We start from the raw sequence: 16,960 nt of genomic DNA, 5'->3' as shown, positions 1-16,960 counted from the left end.
GCACGAGCATGAGCACGTCACTGCTGGCCACCGCGGCCGCGACCGGGGCCCTCGTCCTCGGTGGCCTCGTCCTCGCCCCCGCGGGCGCGGCGACCGCGATCTCGCACGAGGCGAACCTCGAGGACGGTGCCTTTGCGACGGTGCGCGTCGCCACCGGCAGCGCCCTCGCGGGGGAGTGGATGAGTGTCCTCATCCTGGCCGAGGGGGCCGACCACTCGGCGCCCGCCGCCGAGGACATCGTCTACGTGGACCAGCGCGTCCTCGACGGTGACGGCGCCCTCACCTTCCGCGCCGAGCTTCCCTCCGCCGAGCTCGACGGGTACTACCTCGCCCTCGGCACGACCGGGGACACCGAGCGCTACCTGGCGCCACTCGACGGCGAGGAGGACCCCGGCGAGGAGCCGACCGGCCCGGGTGAGGAGCCGACGGGCCCGGGTGAGGAGCCGACGGGCCCGGGTGAGGAGCCGACGGGCCCGGGTGAGGAGCCGACGGGCCCGGGTGAGGAGCCGACCGGCCCGGGTGAGGAGCCGACGGGCCCGGGAGAGGAGCCGACGGATCCCGGCCCGTCCGACCCGGGCGCGACGGACGAGCCGAGCGCCCCGGGTGCGACGGACCGGCCCACGGACCCGGGCGCGACGGACGGGTCGACCGATGGTGGCCCGGACGGCGGCGGCGTCGGCGCTGGTGGGGGCGGGCACGCACCGGACGGTGACGCTGACGCCGATGCGGGCGACGGGCGAGACCGGCTCACCGAGACCGGCGCGCCGGTCGGGCTCGTCACCGGCCTGGCGCTCGCGGTCATCGCGGTCGGCGGCGGCGCCGTCGCCCTCGTGAGGGCTCGCACGGCCCGCGCGCTGGGTGTCCGCGCGCGGTAGCGCCGGTATGAGACCGCCCTCGTGGGCGCCGGGGGCGGTCCCGGCGCCCACGAGGGTTCTCGTCATCGGCGCCGCCGGAGACGAGGACGGCGCTCCGGGCGGCCTCACCTTGGTGGTGATCGTGCAGAAGTGCTGGGTGCTGGCGGCACTTCTGCATGATCACGACGGGGTGGGTGGGGTTTCTGACGCGGGTCGGGTGAGCGCGATGGCGGCCCGCCCGACGAGTCCGACGACGAGGACGGCGCTCCCGGCCGCCACGGACGCGGGAGGGAGCGTCGCCGCGAGCCCGACGCAGCCGGCGATCCCGATGACCTGGAGGACGCGGGGGTAGCGGCGCGCCGCGCGCCCCTGGCGCAGCGCGGCGGCATTGGCGACGCCGTAGTAGAGCAGGACCCCGAACGAGCTGAAGCCGATCGCGCCGCGCACATCTACGAGGAGCACCGCGACGACGACGACGGTGGCCACGGCGAGCTCGGCCCGGTGCGGGACCGCGAACCGCGGGTGGACGGCGGACAGCGCCCGGGGCAGGTCGCCGCCGCGCGCCATGGCGAGGCTCGTCCGGCTCACGCCGGCCAAGAGCGCGAGGAGGGCACCGAGGCTCGCCGCCGCCGCACCGACCCGGACGACGGGCGCCGCCCACGCCGCGCCTCCGGCGACGACCGCGTCGACGAGCGGGGCGGAGGACGCCGCCGTGGCGGCGGGCCCGAGCGTCGTGAGGAGCGTGAGGGCGACGACGACGTAGACGAGGGCGACGGCGGTGAGCGCGGCGGTGATGGCGCGGGGAAGCGTCCGGCTCGGGTCCCGCACCTCCTCCCCGAGCGTGGCGACGCGCGCGTACCCCGCGAACGCGAAGAAGAGCAGCCCGGCGGACTGGGCGATGCCGTACGCCGTCGGCGCACCGCCGTCGTCGACGACCCAGCCGGGCCACGTCGGGGATCCTCCTAGGAGCGCGCCGACGACGGCGACCGCGAGGGCGACGAGCACGAGGACGACGACGAGCCGGGCGAGGCGCGCCGTGCGGTCGACGCCCCGGTAGCCGACGGCGGTGAGCGCGACGACGGTGAGCGCGGCGACCGGGCCCTGCCACGCCTCCGGCACCGTGTAGGCGGCGAAGGTGAGCGCCATGGCCGCGCACGAGGCCGTCTTGCCGACGACGAAGGCCCAGCCGGCGGCGAAGCCCCACCACGGCCCGAGCTCGGCGCGGCCGTAGGCGTACGTCCCGCCCGACGTCGGGTGCGCCGCCGCGAGCTGGGCCGAGCTCGTCGCGTTCGCGAGGGCCACGACGAGCGCGATCGCCAAGCCGGCGAGGAGCCCGGTGCCGGCGGCTTGGGCGGCGGGGGAGAAGGCGGCGAAGACGCCCGCGCCGATCATCGAGCTCAGGCCGATGACGACGGCGTCGCCGGTGCCGAGGCGGCGGGTCAGACGGGGGAAGCCGGCGGGGTCGGCGGCAGGGCCGGGGCGGGTCACGCGCGCACGGTAGCCGCCGCGGGTGACGGGAGCGTGTCAGCCCCGGCGGCCACGGCGCCGAGGAGCGCCGTCGTCACCCCGAGGAGGCGGCGGCGCAGCGGTGCCGACCGCTCGGCGAAGTCCCGCTGCGCGGCGACGTACTCGGCGCGGCCGGCGGCCGTCTCGATGGCGACGGGCGCGTGCCCCAGTCCCGTGACGTCGTAGGGGCTGGCCCGCATGTCGAGGACACGGATGTCCCGCGCCAGCTCGAAGCACGCGAGGAGGAGCTCGCCGGGGCACGCCGGGCCGAGCTTCCACGCCACCTTGAGGAGGTCCATGTTGACGTGGAGGCAGCCGGGCTGGTCGAGCTCGAGCTGGCGCTCGCGGGTCGGCTGGATCCGGTTGTGCGGCACCGCGGCCGGGGTGAAGAAGCGGAACGCGTCGAAGTGCGAGCAGCGCACGGGGTGAGCGTCGACGACGGCGTCCGTGCCCGCCTGGCCGAGGCGCAGCGGCAGCGGGTGCCGGTGTGTGTCCTGGCGGTAGACCATCGCCCACTCGTGCAGGCCGAGGCACCCGAGGTGGGCCGGCCGGGCGGCCGTGCGCTCCAGGAGCGCGTGCAGCCAGCGCACGCCGTCGCCGCGATCGGCGAGGAAGGCGTCGACGTCGAGGGTGAGGGTGCCGTCTTCATCGGAGCGGTACCAGCGCCACGAGGCGCGCTCGGCGAGGCCGGCGGGAGACGCGGCGGGCGTCTCGGCAGCGGGCCCGGCGGTGCCGGGATCGGCTGTGCCGTCGACGTCCGGGGCCAGCGCGACGCCTATGCCCGGGTGCCAGCGCCGCAGCGCACCGGGCTTGATGGGGTAGTACTCGAAGAGGAAGTCCTCGACCGGCTCCTTCGCGCCGCGGGCACGGCGCTCACGTCGCCCAGCGGTGAGGGCGTCGGCGTGGGCCGCGTGCGCACGCTCCCGCGCGGTCCACTCCCGGGTGGGAAGGACGAGCGGGGCTGAGGCGACGACCACCCATTCAGGGTAGGCGGGCTACCGTTGGTGCATGCGCATCGCTCGATTCACCACCGGAGAGAACCCCCAGTACGGCATCCTCGAGGACGGCAGCACGGACCTCGTCGTCCTCGGCGGGGACCCGATCTACGCGCCGATCACGACGACGGGCCAGCGGGTCTCCCTCGACGACGCCCGGCTCCTCTCCCCGGTCATCCCGCGCTCGAAGGTCATCGGCATCGGGCGCAACTACGCCGAGCACGCGGCGGAGCTCGGCAACGAGGTCCCCGACGAGCCGATCGTCTTCCTCAAGCCGAACACGAGCGTCATCGGGCCTGGTGACCCGATCGTCCTGCCTCCGTACTCGAGCGACGTCCACCACGAGGCCGAGCTCGCCGTCGTCATCTCCCGCATGTGCAAGTACGTGCCGGTCGAGAAGGCCTCCGACGTCATCTTCGGCTACACCGTGGCCAACGACGTGACCGCCCGGGACGTCCAGCGCACCGACGGCCAGTGGACCCGCGCCAAGGGGTTCGACACCTCGTGCCCGCTCGGCCCGTTCCTCGCCATGGACCTCGACGTCTCCGACCTCGCCATCAGGGCGCGGGTCGACGGCGAGCTGCGCCAGGACGGCCGCACGAGCCAGATGGTCCGCTCGATCCCCGAGCTCATCGCCTACGTCTCGGGCATCTTCACGCTCCTGCCCGGCGACATCATCCTCACCGGCACCCCGGCCGGCGTCGGCCCCATCACCGAGGGTCAGCGCGTCGAGGTCGAGGTCGAGGGGATCGGCACGCTGAGCAACCCGGTCGTGCGCCGCTGAGTGCCGAATCCGCGCCACACATGTGACTCGTGATGCTCGTGCGGCGTTGCGGTCACACCACCAGCACCATGCGTCACACGTGTGGCGCGAACGCCGGCACGAGTCAGGGAGAGCCGATGCGCACGCACATGGGTCACGACGCTGCAGCGACCGTCATCGCGGGCACGGGGGCGGCGTGGGCGATGAACCGCGTCACGACGGCCTTCTACGAACGGCAGTCACCGGAGTCAAAGCGACGCGAGCGCGAGGCGAGCAGCGACGTCGCCTACGCGGTCGTCGTCCAGAAGGCGGCGTCGCTCGTGGGCAAGAGCCTCGAGCGGGACAGCGCGGAGCGGCTCGGTCTCGGGTTCCACTACGCCGTGGGGGTCGCGCTCGTTCCCGGCTACGTCGTCCTGCGCCGGGTGATCGGTCTGCGGCCGTTGGCGGCGGGCCTCGCCCTGGGGCTGTCGGCCTCCGTCCTCGTCGACGAGGTCGCCAACCCGGTGCTCGGTTCCTCGGCGCCGCCGACGGACTACCCCCTCGTGACCCACCTGCGCGGGCTGGCCGGGCACGTCGCGTTCGGCCTCGCCGTGCCCGTCCTGTTCGAGAGCACGGTGGCGGTGCTGCGGCGGCGGAAGCGGAGCCTATGAAGCCAGCCGCTCCGGTGCGTCCTGGCTCGATCCGGGCGGCGACGCGCCTCGTACGGGCCTGTTGATCTCCGTCCACACCGCGCCGAGGGAGAGGCCGAGGACGTCGGCGATCGCTGCAAGGTGGGAACATGACCGGGATGGCTGTTGGTTGCACATGAGGGGCGTCGCATGATCGAGATCCTGAGCCCGTCCGAGCTGGTCCGCGCACGGGCGGCAGGGAGCCTCGTCGCCGACATCCTCCAGACGCTGCGCGAGCGCACGACGGTCGGCACGAACCTCCTCGAGATCGACCGGTGGGCGCACGAGGTGATCGTCAAGGCCGGGGCGGAGTCCTGCTACGTCGACTACGCGCCCTCCTTCGGGCGCGGTCCGTTCGGGCACTACATCTGCACGGCCGTCAACGACGCCGTGCTCCACGGTCTCCCGCGCGACTACGCGCTCGCCGACGGCGACCTCCTCACGCTCGACATCGCCGTCCTCAAGGGCGGCATCGCCGCGGACTCCGCCATCAGCTTCCTCGTCGGCGACGCGCGGCCCGCGGAGAGCGTCGCGATGATCGACGCGACCGAGCGCGCGCTCGCGGCGGGGATCGCCGTCGCCGGGCCGGGCGCCCGGATCGGCGACATCTCCCACGCCATCGGCGCCGTCCTTACCGACGCCGGATACCCGGTCAACACCGAGTTCGGCGGGCACGGCATCGGCTCGACGATGCACCAGGACCCGCACGTGCCCAACACCGGACGCCCGGGCCGCGGTTACACCCTGCGCCCCGGGCTCCTGCTCGCGCTCGAGCCGTGGGTCATGGCGGACACCGCCGAGCTCGTCATCGACGCCGACGGGTGGACGCTCCGCAGCGCCACGGGCGCCCGGACGGCGCACAGCGAGCACACGATCGCCGTCACGGAGGACGGCGCGGAGATCCTCACGCTCCCGGCGCACGCGCGCTCCTGACTGCCGCGGCGGGCGGCTGGCCGCCGGTTCGTGGCGGGTTGATGTCACCCCGCAGCGGTCGGCACAGGCGGCGTGGCGGGGTCACGGCCTCCTTGTGGCAGCGAGGTGGCACTCGGCGAACCGGTGCTCGGCGTCGGGCCGGCTGACGGTTCGCCACGCCTCCGCGAAGCCCGCACCGGCGAGCGTTCGCGGACGGCGAGGCCGCCTTGCACACTGGGCCGATGAGCGAGGCGCGACGCACGAGCCGCACACCGGACGTCGTCGTCCTCGGGCAGGTCGCCCGGGACCTCGTCCTCGAGGTCGCCGAGCTGCCGCCCGGGGGTGACGCCACGCCCATCACGCGGCGGCAGGAGCTCCTCGGCGGCAAGGGCGCGAACCAGGCGGTGGCCTGGCGCCAGCTCGGCGTCGACGTCGCGCTCGTCGGCGTGGTGGGGGACGACGACGCCGGGCGGTCGGTCCTCGCGCAGGCGGCTGACGACGGCATCGACGTCGCCGGCGTCGTCGTCCGGCAGGGCGCGCCGACGGCGCTGCTCGTCGACGTCGTCGAGGAGGACGGGACGCGGCGCCTCCTTGAGGACGCGCCCGGCGGCGTCCTCCTCACCGCCGCCGACGTCCGGGGCAGTGCCGAGGTGCTCCGCGCGGCGCGCGTCGTCGTCCTCCAGCTCCAGCAACCCGGCGCTGCGATCCTCGAGGCCCTGCGGGTCGTCGACGGCGCGGACTGTCTTCTCGTGGCTGACGGGGCGGCCGAGGACGCCGACGTCATGCGCGCCGTCCTCTCGGCGGCCACCGTCCTGCGTGCCGACGCCGCCGAGGCGGCCGAGGTGCTCGGCGAGGAGCTCCCAGGGGTGGAGGCCGTGCTCGACGGCGCCCGCCGACTCGTCGCCGACGGACCACGGCTCGTCGCCCTCGAGGCTGGCGGCGACGGCAACGTCGCCGCGTGGCCGGACGGCCACGTCGTCATGCCGTTGCTCGACGAGGGGCCCACCCTCGACCCCACGGGTGCCGGTGACGCGTTCGTCACCGGCCTGGTGCACGCCCTCGTGGAGGGGGCTGACGCGGAGACGGCCGCCTGGCACGGGTCTGCCGCGGCTGCCCTGACCGTGACGAAGGCGGGCGGGCGACCCGACCTCCACTCAGGCCGGGTCGCGGAGGTCGCGCGCGCCGCCCGGGAGCTGGCGGAGGCGGACCGCGGGTCACCGCGCGGCTAGCGCGCGCCCCATCTGCTCGAGCGCCTGCCGCAGGACCGGGCGCGGCGTCGCCATGATGAGGCGCACGAAGCCCTCGCCCGCGGCGCCGCACGCCGTGCCGTCGGTGAGCGCCACCCCGGCCTCCCGGCGGAAGAACTGGGCGGCGGGCTCGTCGAGCCCCAGCCCGCGGCAGTCGAGCCACGCGATGTACGTGCCCTCGGTGCGGGTGAGCACCGCGCCCGGCAGGTGCTCGGCGACGAGCGCCTCAAGCGCGTCCCGGTTGCCGCGCAGGTAGTCGACGACCTCGGTGAGCCACTCGTCTCCCGCGGTGTAGACGGCGGTTGCGGCACGGGCGCCGAGCAGGCCGACCGTGTCCCCGGCGTCCGTCGCGTACGGCGCGAAGGCGGCGGCGTCGGCCTCGTTCGACAGGATCATCTGGCCGCACTTGAGGCCGGGGATGTTCCACCCCTTCGACGCCGCGACGGCGGTGATCGTGTGCCCGGCGGTCCGCTCGTCGAGTGAGGCGTACGGGATGTGCGGGACGTCGTCGAGGACGAGCGGGGCGTGGATCTCGTCGGAGAAGACCCGCCCGCCGTGCCGCTCGACGACGTCGGCGAGCGCGAGCAGCTCCGCGCGGTCGAGCACCCGGCCCACGGGGTTCCACGGGTTGCACAGGACGAGCATGCCCGCGCCCGCGGCGAAGGCCGCGTCGATGGCCTCGAGGTCGAGGCTGTACCGCCCGGACTCGTCCCGCAGCGACGGCACCTCGATGACCTCGCGGTCGGCCGCGGGCGGCACGGTGAGGAAGGGCATGTACGCCGGCGTCGGCACGATGACCGCGGAGCCCGGCCGCGTGAAGCGGGCGATCGTCACCCGCATGACCGAGAGAACGTCGGGCAGGAGGTGGACGCGCTCGGCAGGAACCTGCCAGCCCGTCGTCCGCCGGACCCAGTGCGCGCACGCTGCTCGGGTGGCCTGGCGATCGGCGTAGGGGAGGTAGCCGAGAGCACCGGAGTCGGCGGCGCTGCGCAGGACGTCGGCCACGACCGGCGGGATGCCGAAGTCCATCTCCGCGACGAAGGCGCCGATGGCGGCGGGGAAGGCCGTCCACTTCATGCTGCCCGCGCCGCGCAGGTCCTCGATGGTGATGTCGTCGAAGGTGGGCACCCTCTCGCCTCCCGTGCGTTCCGCTCGTGCTCGTCGGCTGCGACGCTACCCCGCGCCGGGCCGGCCTCGCGGCCGGGGCAATAGGCTGGGACGACCATGACCGAGAACTTGCTGAACGCCTCCGTGCCCGCCACCCCCACCGACGCAGCCGGCTCCCCGGTGCCCGTCAGGGTCCGCTTCTGCCCCTCGCCGACGGGCACCCCGCACGTGGGGCTCATCCGCACGGCGCTGTTCAACTGGGCGTACGCGCGCCACACGGGCGGGACGTTCGTCTTCCGCATCGAGGACACCGACGCGGCGCGCGACTCGGAGGAGAGCTACCTCCAGCTCCTCGACGCGATGCGCTGGCTCGGCCTCGACTGGGACGAGGGCGTCGAGGTGGGTGGCCCGCACGAGCCCTACCGGCAGTCCCAGCGCATGGACCGCTACGCCGACGTGGCCGCCCGGCTCCTCGAGGCGGGCCACGCGTACGAGTCCTTCTCGACGCCGGAGGAGGTCGAGGCCCGCCACCGCGCCGCCGGGCGCGACCCGAAGCTCGGTTACGACGGCTTCGACCGCGGCCTCACCGACGAGCAGAAGGCCGCCTACCGCGCCGAGGGGCGCGACCCGGTGCTGCGCATCCGCATGCCCGAGGACGACGTCACGTTCACCGACCTCGTCCGCGGGGACGTGACGTTCAAGGGCGGCTCCGTCCCGGACTTCGTCATCGTGCGCGGCAACGGCCAGCCGCTCTACACCCTGGTCAACCCCGTCGACGACGCACTCATGGGCATCACCCACGTCCTGCGCGGGGAGGACCTGCTCTCCTCCACCCCACGCCAGGTGGTGCTCTACCGGGCGCTGCTCGACATCGGCGTCGCGAGCGTCATGCCGGCGTTCGGGCACCTGCCCTACGTCATGGGGGAGGGGAACAAGAAGCTCTCCAAGCGCGACCCGGAGTCGAACATCTTCCTCCACCGCGAGCGCGGTTTCACGCCCGAGGGGCTCCTCAACTACCTCGCGCTGCTCGGCTGGTCGATCTCCCCGGACAACGACATCTTCACCAAGGAGGAGATGGTTGCGGCCTTCGACGTCGCCGACGTCAACCCCAACCCGGCGCGCTTCGACATCAAGAAGGCCGAGGCCATCAACGCGGCCCACCTGCGCCTCCTCGGCGCCGAGGACTTCCGTGCCCGTGTCGTGCCCTACCTCCATGGCGCCGGCCTGCTCTCGGCCGCCTCCCTCGCCGACCTGCGGCCCGAGGAGCAGGACGTCCTGGTGCAGGCGACGCCGCTCGTCCAGGAGCGCATGACGATGCTCGGCGAGGCACCCGGGATGCTCGGCTTCCTCTTCGTGGCTGACGCGGACCTCGCCGTCGAGCCCGCGGCGCTCGCGGCGCTGCGGGAGGAGGCCCCGGCGGTCCTCGACGCCAGCATCGCGGCGCTCGAGCCGCTCGACGACTTCACGACGGCGGCCGTCGAGGCCACGCTGCGGGCCGCGATCGTCGAGGGCATGGGCGTCAAGCCCAAGTTCGCCTTCGCGCCGCTGCGCACGGCGATCACCGGGCGCCGCGTCTCCCCGCCGCTCTTCGAGTCCATGGAGATCCTCGGCCGGGAGTCCTCGCTCGCCCGGCTGCGGGGCCTGCGCGCGCAGCTGTAGGGATGGGAGGCGCGCGCTTGGCGCGGGGGCCGGGCCGGCACACCGGATCCGTCCCGGAGCGGGGTGAGGAGACAGGGGATGACGTTACTCACACCCCCCGCGGTTTGGTTCCGGACCCCGCGCTCAGGTAACGTTCAATGTCGGTACGGCGCAGGTCCCGCTCACGAGGCAGGGCCGGCGCTATACCCCCTTGGGGTATGGTGTAATTGGCAGCACGACTGGTTCTGGTCCAGTTAGTCTAGGTTCGAGTCCTGGTACCCCAGCGGTTGGAGCACTACTGAACGTCCGGTAGACTCCTCCAGGCTCGTTGAGCCATTACTAGGGCCCCGTCGTCTAGCGGCCTAGGACACCGCCCTCTCAAGGCGGCGGCGCCGGTTCGAATCCGGTCGGGGCTACAGCGCAGAAGGTCTCCACTCCCTCGCAGGGTGGAGGCCTTCTGCGTTTCTGCGTGCTGGTCCGTGCGTTGGCTGCCCGACGACGACGCTGGCCCGACGCCGGGCCGCACGACGGGGGGACGTCCCCCGCACCACCCTGGGCGCGAGCTCGCGCCGCCCCGCGAGCGGGCGAGCACGGGCGCGCTGCGTCCGCCAGGAGACGAGGGGTCTTCCCCTGATGTGGGAAGGCCGCCGACGCGACGCTGGGCCGTCTCCTGGTCCTGAGGCACAGGAGACGGCCCAGAGCGGGGCGCTCGCGCGACGGGGCCGGGCCGCGGACGGCTCAGCCCGCGCCGGTGTCCTCGGTGCGGCGCAGGACCTCGGAGAGGCGGTTGGCGGCGGAGACGACCGCGCCGGCGTGGAGGCGGCCCGGCTGGCGGCTCATGCGCTCGATCGGCCCCGAGACGGAGACGGCGGCGAGGACCCTGCCCGAGGGTCCCCGCACCGGCGCGGAGACCGACGCGACGCCCGGCTCGCGCTCGCTCACCGACTGCGCCCACCCGCGGCGGCGGACGCCGGAGAGGACGGTGGCCGTGAAGCTCGCCCCGTGCAGACCGCGGTGGAGGCGGTCCGGCTCCTCCCACGCGAGGAGGATCTGGGCGGCGGAGCCGGCGAGCATCGTCAGCGTCGCGCCCACCGGGATCGAGTCGCGCAGGCCCATCGGACGCTCGGCGGCGGCGACGCAGATGCGCTGGTCGCCCTGGCGGCGGTAGAGCTGGACGGACTCACCCGTGTGGTCGCGCACCGCGGTGAGGACCGGGCCGGCGGCGGCGAGCAGGCGGTCCTCGCCGGCGGCCGAGGCGAGCTCGGCGAGGCGGGGCCCCAGGATGAACCGGCCCTGCATGTCGCGGGCGACGAACCGGTGATGCTCGAGCGCGACGGCGAGGCGGTGCGCCGTCGGGCGGGCGAGGTGGGTGGCACTGACGAGCTGCGCCAGCGTCGCTGGCCCTGCCTCGAGTGCTCCGAGAACCGTGGCGGCCTTGTCAAGGACGCCGACTCCGCTAGAGTTGTCCATGGAGCGATATTGGCATCTCAGTGGTTGAGATGCAAGTAGGCCGGTGCGGGACGCGCCGGCGAAGGCGAGAGGTGAGGGTATGAGCGGCACGCTGGCAGAGAAGGTCTGGGAGGCGCACATCGTGCGCGAGGGGACCGACGGGGCACCGGACCTCCTCTACATCGACCTCCACCTCGTCCACGAGGTGACGAGCCCGCAGGCCTTCGAGGGGCTGCGGCTGGCGGAGCGCCCGGTGCGGCGTCCGGACCTGACGATCGCCACCGAGGACCACAACACGCCCACGCTCGACATCGACCTGCCGATCGCCGACCTCACGAGCCGCACGCAGATCCAGACGCTGCGCAACAACGCCGCGGAGTTCGGCGTCCGCATCCACTCCCTCGGTGACGCCGACCAGGGGATCGTCCACGTCGTCGGCCCCCAGCTCGGGCTGACGATGCCGGGCCTGACGGTCGTGTGCGGCGACTCGCACACGTCGACGCACGGGGCGTTCGGCGCCCTCGCGTTCGGCATCGGCACGAGCGAGGTCGAGCACGTCCTCGCCACCCAGACCCTGCCGCTCCAGCCGTTCAAGACGATGGCGATCACGGTCGACGGCGAGCTGCGTGAGGGCACGACCGCCAAGGACATCATCCTCGCGGTCATCGCCAAGATCGGGACCGGTGGCGGGCAGGGCTACGTCCTCGAGTACCGCGGCGAGGCCATCCGTGCGCTGTCGATGGAGGCGCGCATGACGATCTGCAACATGTCGATCGAGGCGGGCGCGCGCGCCGGCATGATCGCCCCCGACGAGACGACGTTCGCCTACCTCAAGGGCCGCCCCCATGCGCCCGAGGGCGCGGACTGGGACGCCGCCGTGGAGTACTGGCGCACGCTGCGCTCCGACGACGACGCGGTCTTCGACGCCGAGGTCGTCCTCGACGCCGCCGACCTCGAGCCGTTCGTCACGTGGGGGACCAACCCCGGGCAGGGCCTGCCGCTGTCCGCGAACGTGCCCGACCCGGCGCAGATCCCCGAGGACTCCGAGCGTGTCGCCGCCGAGCGGGCGCTGGAGTACATGGGGCTGACCCCGGGCACCCCGCTGCGCGACATCCCGGTCGACACCGTCTTCATCGGCTCGTGCACGAACGGGCGCATCGAGGACCTGCGCGCCGTCGTCGACATCGTCAAGGGCCGCAAGAAGCACGACGACGTCCGCGTCCTCGTCGTGCCGGGCTCGGCCCGCGTCCGCCTCCAGGCCGAGGCCGAGGGCCTCGACCAGGTGTTCCTCGACTTCGGCGCCGAGTGGCGCAACGCCGGCTGCTCGATGTGCCTCGGGATGAACCCCGACCAGCTCAAGCCGGGCGAGCGCGCCGCGTCGACGTCGAACCGCAACTTCGAGGGCCGGCAGGGCAAGGGCGGGCGCACGCACCTCGTCTCCCCGCTCGTCGCCGCCGCCACCGCCATCCGGGGGACCCTGTCCTCCCCGCACGACCTCGAGACCGCGCCCGCCGACGCGCTCGTCAACGCCTGAGGAAGAGGGAAGCACCATGGAGAAGTTCGTCCGCCACACCGGCGTCGGCGTGCCGCTGCGCCGCAGCAACGTCGACACGGACCAGATCATCCCGGCCGTCTACCTCAAGCGCGTCACCCGCACGGGCTTCGAGGACGCACTCTTCGCCGCGTGGCGCGGTGACGAGACCTTCGTCCTCAACCAGCCCGCCTACCGGAGCGGCTCCGTCCTCGTGGCGGGCCCCGACTTCGGCACCGGCTCCTCCCGTGAGCACGCCGTGTGGGCGCTCAAGGACTACGGCTTCAAGGCCGTCCTCGCCTCGCGCTTCGCGGACATCTTCCGCGGAAACTCGGGCAAGCAGGGCCTCCTCGCCGCTGTCGTCGACCAGGAGGACATCGAGCTCATCATGAAGGTGCTCGAGACCGAGCCGGGGACCGAGGTGACGGTCGACCTCGCCACGCGGACCGTCACGTGCGGCGACGTCGTCGCACCCTTCCACATCGACGACTACACCCGCTGGCGCCTCATGGAGGGCCTGGACGACATCGGCCTCACCCTCCAGCACGAGGAGGACATCACGGCCTTCGAGGAGAAGCGCGCCTCCTGGCGCCCGACGACGCTGCCGGCCAAGCACCTCCCGCCGGTCGAGATCAAGGCCGCCCGCCCCGTCGAGGGCTCCGGCGTGCCGGCGCACGCCGAGGTCCCGCTCCGCTGACCCTCTGCACCACGCCCGCGGCCTCATCTGTCAGCGGCACCGCACGCCGACGGACGCCCCACGCACACCGCGTGGGGCGTCCGTCGTTCTCCACCCGCCAGACCCCGCGGGGCGGCACTTCTGCATGATCACGAACGGGGGACGGGCGGGGGGCAGCGCGGGGTGTGCGGAGGATCTCGGAATGCCCTGCGAGGCCCGCGGCTTATCCTGATGTGTCACGGCCGCACGGCCGCCAGACTGTGAGCCCTCGGACTGCCGGGGGCGGTGAGGTGGGTATGAGCGGGATCCTGCACGTCGAAGGCGGAACCCCCCTGCGCGGGGAGATCACGGTCCGCGGGGCCAAGAACTTCGTCTCCAAGGCCATGGTCGCGGCCCTCCTCGGCGAGAGCCCCTCCGAGCTGCGCAACGTCCCGCAGATCCGGGACGTCGACGTCGTCTCCGGCCTCCTGCGCCTCCACGGGGTCGACGTCGACTACGACGTCGAGGCCGGCGTCATCCGCCTCGACCCGAGCGACGTCGAGACCGCGCACGTCGCGGACATCGACGCCCACGCCGGCTCGAGCCGCATCCCGATCCTCTTCTGCGGTCCGCTCCTCCACCGCCTCGGCGAGGCGTTCATCCCCGACCTCGGCGGCTGCCGGATCGGCGACCGTCCCATCGACTTCCACCTCACGATCCTGCGCGAGTTCGGCGCCGTCGTGGACAAGCGGCCCCAGGGCATCCACATCACGGCGCCGCGGGGCCTGCACGGCGCGAAGATCACGCTGCCCTACCCGAGCGTCGGGGCGACGGAGCAGCTCCTCCTCACGGCCGTGCGCGCCGACGGGATCACCGAGCTGCGCAACGCCGCCACCGAGCCCGAGATCATCGACCTCATCGCATTCCTCCAGCGGATGGGCGCGATCATCTCCGTCGACACCGACCGCGTGATCCGCATCGAGGGCGTCGGTCGGCTCGACGGTGCCACGCACACGGCCCTCCCGGACCGCATCGAGGCGGGCTCCTGGGCCTCGGCCGCGCTCGCCACGGGCGGCGACATCATGGTCCGCGGCGCGGACCAGGCCGGGATGATGACGTTCCTCAACACGTTCCGCCGGGTCGGCGGGGCGTTCGAGGTCACCGACGAGGGCATCCGGTTCTGGCACCCCGGCGGCGACCTGAGCTCCATCGTCCTCGAGACCGACGTCCACCCCGGGTTCATGACGGACTGGCAGCAGCCGCTCGTCGTCGCCCTCACCCAGGCCAAGGGACTGTCGATCGTCCACGAGACGGTCTACGAGAACCGCTTCGGCTTCACCGAGGCGCTGCGCGGGATGGGGGCGACGATCCAGGTCTACCGCGAGTGCCTCGGCGGCTCGCCCTGCCGGTTCGGTCAGCGGAACTTCTACCACTCGGCCGTCGTCTCCGGGCCCACACCCCTCAAGGCCGCGGACATCGAGGTGCCCGACCTGCGTGGCGGCTTCTCCCACCTCATCGCCGCGCTCGCCGCGGAGGGGACCTCGCGCGTGGCCGGCATCGACATCATCAACCGCGGGTACGAGAACTTCATGGGCAAGCTCGACGCCCTCGGGGCGCGCGTGACGCTCGAGGGCTGATCCGCCCCCGTCCCCTGCCGACGACGCCCGCGCGCCCCATGACACATGTCATGGGGCGCGCGGGTCTTCTCCATCCGGACCGGTGACGTCAGGCACTGCTCCCGCGCCGGATCAGGCGCGAGCATTGAGTCATGAACAGCTCAGTCATCGCAGTCACCGGTCTCCGCCGCAGCTACGGCTCCGGTAGCGAGTCCTTCGAAGCCGTCCGTGGCATCGACCTGACCGTGCGGCGCGGGGAGCTCTTCGCGCTCCTCGGCACGAACGGCGCGGGCAAGACCTCGACGCTCGAGGTGCTCGAGGGCCTCGCCCCGGCCTCCGCCGGCGAGGTCCGCGTCCTCGGTCACGACCCCTACCGCCAGCGTCACGCCGTCCGGCCGCGCACCGGCATCATGCTCCAGGACGCCGGGTTCCCCGCGGAGCTCACCGCCGCCGAGACCGCTCGCATGTGGCACGGGACCCTCACGCGCGCGGTCCCCGTCGACGAGGCCCTCGCCGCCGTCGGGCTCGAGCACCGCGCCGGCGTGCGCGTCGCCTCCCTCTCGGGCGGCGAGCGGCGCCGGCTCGACCTCGCCCTCGCCCTCATGGGGCGGCCCGAGGTCCTCTTCCTCGACGAGCCGACCACCGGCCTCGACCCGCAGTCGCGCCGCACGACGTGGGACCTCGTCACCGGTCTGCTCGAGGACGGTGTCACCGTCATGCTGACGACGCACTACCTCGAGGAGGCCGAGGCGCTCGCGGACCGGCTCGCCATCATGGACGCGGGGCGCATCGCGCGGGAGGGGACGATCCCCGAGATCGTCGCCGCCGAGACCGCCGCGGTCACCTTCGCCGACGACGACGGAGCGGGCTCGCTCCCGCTCAGCTCCCTGCCCGCTCTCGCCGCCGCTCCCGCCCGGGAGCGGGGCACGTGGACGCTCGCCTCGAGCGACCTCCAGGCCACACTGACGGCGCTGCTCACCGAGGCGGGCCGCGCAGGTGTGCACCTGCGCGCGCTCGACGCACGCAGCGCAAGCCTGGAGCAGGCCTTCCTCGCTGTCGCGAGCACCCAGACCGACGCCACTGCCGACGATGCCCGGCGCACCGCGCCCGCGGCCGCCTGAACGGAGACCACGATGACCACGCTCACCCCGCCCGCCACGCGGCCCGCGTCGACCGGTCCCTCGGCCCGCACCGGCAGTGCCGCCCGCCGGCTCCGCGCCCTCGCCCGCGCTGAGCTCACCCTCCTCGTCCGCAACCGGGTCGCCGTGTTCTACGCCGTCCTCGCGGCCCCCGCGTTCGTCCTCGCGCTCGGTTCCTCGGGTCTTCTGGACAACATCGCGTCGGTCATGCCGGGAGGCGGCATGGCGACGATGCTCATCGTCCTGCTCGTGCTCATGGGCATGTCGATGTCGGTCTACATCAACGTGACGACGGCGGTCGTCGCCCGCCGGGAGGCGCTCGTCCTCAAGCGGCTGCGCACGGGCGAGTCGCGCGCGTGGGAGATCCTCACGGCCGTCGCCGCACCGAACGTGGCGATCTTCCTCCTCCAGGTCGTCCTCGTCACGGGCGCGCTCTCGCTCGTCATGGAGCCGCCGGCCCTGACGAACCCGCTCGTCGCGCTCGTCGGCGTGCTCCTCGGCGGGGTCGTCTTCGCCCAGCTCGCCTTCCTCACCGGTGTCCTCACCCGGACCGTGGAGTCCGCGCAGCTGACGACGATGCCGCTGTTCCTGCTCGCCTTCTTCGCCTCCGGGTTCATCGTCCCGCTGCCGGTCCTGCCCGACGCGGTGGGGGAGGTGCTCAGCCGGCTGCCCGTCTACCCCGTCACCGAGCTCGTCACGATCGGTATCGGTGGGGCGAGCGCAACCGGCGAGCAGCTCAGCCTGGGGGAGACGTTCACCGCCTCGCTCGAGCCCGTCGCCGTCATGGTCGTGTGGGCGGTCCTGCTCGGTTACGCCGTCGTGCGGTCCATGCGGTGGGAGCCGCGGCGCTGAGCGCTGGGCGCCCGGCCGGTCTGGGAGA

Annotated in this window: 15 protein-coding genes and 2 tRNA genes; 13 read left to right on the top strand and 4 right to left on the bottom strand. The window is 73.5% G+C overall.

Annotation, left to right across the window (positions count from 1 at the left end; translation table 11 throughout):
• Nucleotides 1-8 precede the first annotated feature (8 nt).
• Nucleotides 9-875 carry a hypothetical protein gene (locus V2J63_RS09980; RefSeq protein WP_331230888.1) on the top strand — a complete coding sequence of 289 codons (867 nt, stop codon included), beginning with the start codon at nucleotides 9-11 and terminating at the stop codon, nucleotides 873-875.
• 159 nt (nucleotides 876-1,034) lie between these two features.
• Here the strand turns inward: V2J63_RS09980 and V2J63_RS09975 are convergent, their stop codons facing one another.
• Nucleotides 1,035-2,246 (bottom strand): APC family permease, encoded by a 1,212-nt coding sequence (locus V2J63_RS09975; protein WP_491062233.1) that lies wholly within the window; start codon nucleotides 2,244-2,246, stop codon nucleotides 1,035-1,037.
• A gap of 92 nt (nucleotides 2,247-2,338) precedes the next feature.
• A complete protein-coding gene (locus V2J63_RS09970) occupies nucleotides 2,339-3,337 on the bottom strand; it encodes a 3-methyladenine DNA glycosylase (protein WP_331230886.1) in 999 nt (332 codons plus the stop codon).
• A 31-nt stretch (nucleotides 3,338-3,368) separates the two neighbouring features.
• Here V2J63_RS09970 and V2J63_RS09965 point away from each other — a divergent pair, with 31 nt between their 5' ends.
• From V2J63_RS09965 to V2J63_RS09950, 4 genes are all read left to right on the top strand, one after another.
• Nucleotides 3,369-4,139, top strand: a complete 771-nt coding sequence (locus V2J63_RS09965; protein ID WP_331230885.1) for a fumarylacetoacetate hydrolase family protein — start codon at nucleotides 3,369-3,371, stop codon at nucleotides 4,137-4,139.
• 116 nt (nucleotides 4,140-4,255) lie between these two features.
• A complete protein-coding gene (locus V2J63_RS09960) occupies nucleotides 4,256-4,768 on the top strand; it encodes a DUF1440 domain-containing protein (RefSeq protein ID WP_331230884.1) in 513 nt (170 codons plus the stop codon).
• 168 nt (nucleotides 4,769-4,936) lie between these two features.
• Nucleotides 4,937-5,719: a type I methionyl aminopeptidase gene (map, locus tag V2J63_RS09955; RefSeq protein ID WP_331230883.1), complete on the top strand. Its 783-nt coding sequence runs from the start codon at nucleotides 4,937-4,939 to the stop codon at nucleotides 5,717-5,719.
• A gap of 221 nt (nucleotides 5,720-5,940) precedes the next feature.
• Nucleotides 5,941-6,927 (top strand): PfkB family carbohydrate kinase, encoded by a 987-nt coding sequence (locus V2J63_RS09950; protein ID WP_331230882.1) that lies wholly within the window; start codon nucleotides 5,941-5,943, stop codon nucleotides 6,925-6,927.
• On the opposite strand, the gene V2J63_RS09945 is transcribed toward V2J63_RS09950, so the two are convergent.
• Entirely contained in the window at nucleotides 6,913-8,073 is a 1,161-nt protein-coding gene (locus tag V2J63_RS09945; protein WP_331230881.1) for a MalY/PatB family protein, read from the bottom strand. The two genes, V2J63_RS09950 and V2J63_RS09945, sit on opposite strands and share 15 nt — an antisense overlap.
• Before the next feature lie 96 nt (nucleotides 8,074-8,169).
• Here V2J63_RS09945 and gltX point away from each other — a divergent pair, with 96 nt between their 5' ends.
• The 3 genes from gltX (at nucleotide 8,170) to V2J63_RS09930 (ending at nucleotide 10,106) form a co-directional block, all read left to right on the top strand.
• Nucleotides 8,170-9,711 (top strand): glutamate--tRNA ligase, encoded by a 1,542-nt coding sequence (gltX, locus tag V2J63_RS09940; RefSeq protein ID WP_331230880.1) that lies wholly within the window; start codon nucleotides 8,170-8,172, stop codon nucleotides 9,709-9,711.
• 191 nt (nucleotides 9,712-9,902) lie between these two features.
• A tRNA-Gln gene (locus V2J63_RS09935) sits at nucleotides 9,903-9,974 on the top strand.
• Between the two features lie 59 nt (nucleotides 9,975-10,033).
• Nucleotides 10,034-10,106, top strand: a tRNA-Glu gene (locus V2J63_RS09930).
• A gap of 322 nt (nucleotides 10,107-10,428) precedes the next feature.
• Here V2J63_RS09930 and V2J63_RS09925 read toward each other — a convergent pair.
• Nucleotides 10,429-11,160: an IclR family transcriptional regulator gene (locus V2J63_RS09925; RefSeq protein WP_331230879.1), complete on the bottom strand. Its 732-nt coding sequence runs from the start codon at nucleotides 11,158-11,160 to the stop codon at nucleotides 10,429-10,431.
• Between the two features lie 79 nt (nucleotides 11,161-11,239).
• Here V2J63_RS09925 and leuC point away from each other — a divergent pair, with 79 nt between their 5' ends.
• The 5 genes from leuC (at nucleotide 11,240) to V2J63_RS09900 (ending at nucleotide 16,932) form a co-directional block, all read left to right on the top strand.
• Nucleotides 11,240-12,673 carry a 3-isopropylmalate dehydratase large subunit gene (gene leuC, locus V2J63_RS09920; protein WP_331230878.1) on the top strand — a complete coding sequence of 478 codons (1,434 nt, stop codon included), beginning with the start codon at nucleotides 11,240-11,242 and terminating at the stop codon, nucleotides 12,671-12,673.
• Nucleotides 12,674-12,689: 16 nt separating this feature from the next.
• Nucleotides 12,690-13,367 (top strand): 3-isopropylmalate dehydratase small subunit, encoded by a 678-nt coding sequence (leuD, locus tag V2J63_RS09915; protein ID WP_331230877.1) that lies wholly within the window; start codon nucleotides 12,690-12,692, stop codon nucleotides 13,365-13,367.
• A 275-nt stretch (nucleotides 13,368-13,642) separates the two neighbouring features.
• The gene (gene murA / locus V2J63_RS09910) at nucleotides 13,643-14,962 is read left to right on the top strand and encodes a UDP-N-acetylglucosamine 1-carboxyvinyltransferase (RefSeq protein WP_331230876.1); all 1,320 of its coding nucleotides are present in this window, start codon (nucleotides 13,643-13,645) and stop codon (nucleotides 14,960-14,962) included.
• A gap of 131 nt (nucleotides 14,963-15,093) precedes the next feature.
• On the top strand, nucleotides 15,094-16,062 hold the full coding sequence (locus tag V2J63_RS09905) for an ABC transporter ATP-binding protein (RefSeq protein ID WP_331230875.1): 969 nt from the start codon (nucleotides 15,094-15,096) through the stop codon (nucleotides 16,060-16,062).
• 12 nt (nucleotides 16,063-16,074) lie between these two features.
• The gene (locus V2J63_RS09900; RefSeq protein ID WP_331230874.1) at nucleotides 16,075-16,932 is read left to right on the top strand and encodes an ABC transporter permease; all 858 of its coding nucleotides are present in this window, start codon (nucleotides 16,075-16,077) and stop codon (nucleotides 16,930-16,932) included.
• Nucleotides 16,933-16,960 lie beyond the last annotated feature (28 nt).

Source organism: Georgenia wangjunii, from assembly GCF_036421975.1.
In the GTDB taxonomy this organism is placed as follows: Bacteria; Actinomycetota; Actinomycetes; order Actinomycetales; family Actinomycetaceae; genus Georgenia_A; species Georgenia_A wangjunii.
This window is presented reverse-complemented; position numbering and strand designations above follow the sequence as displayed.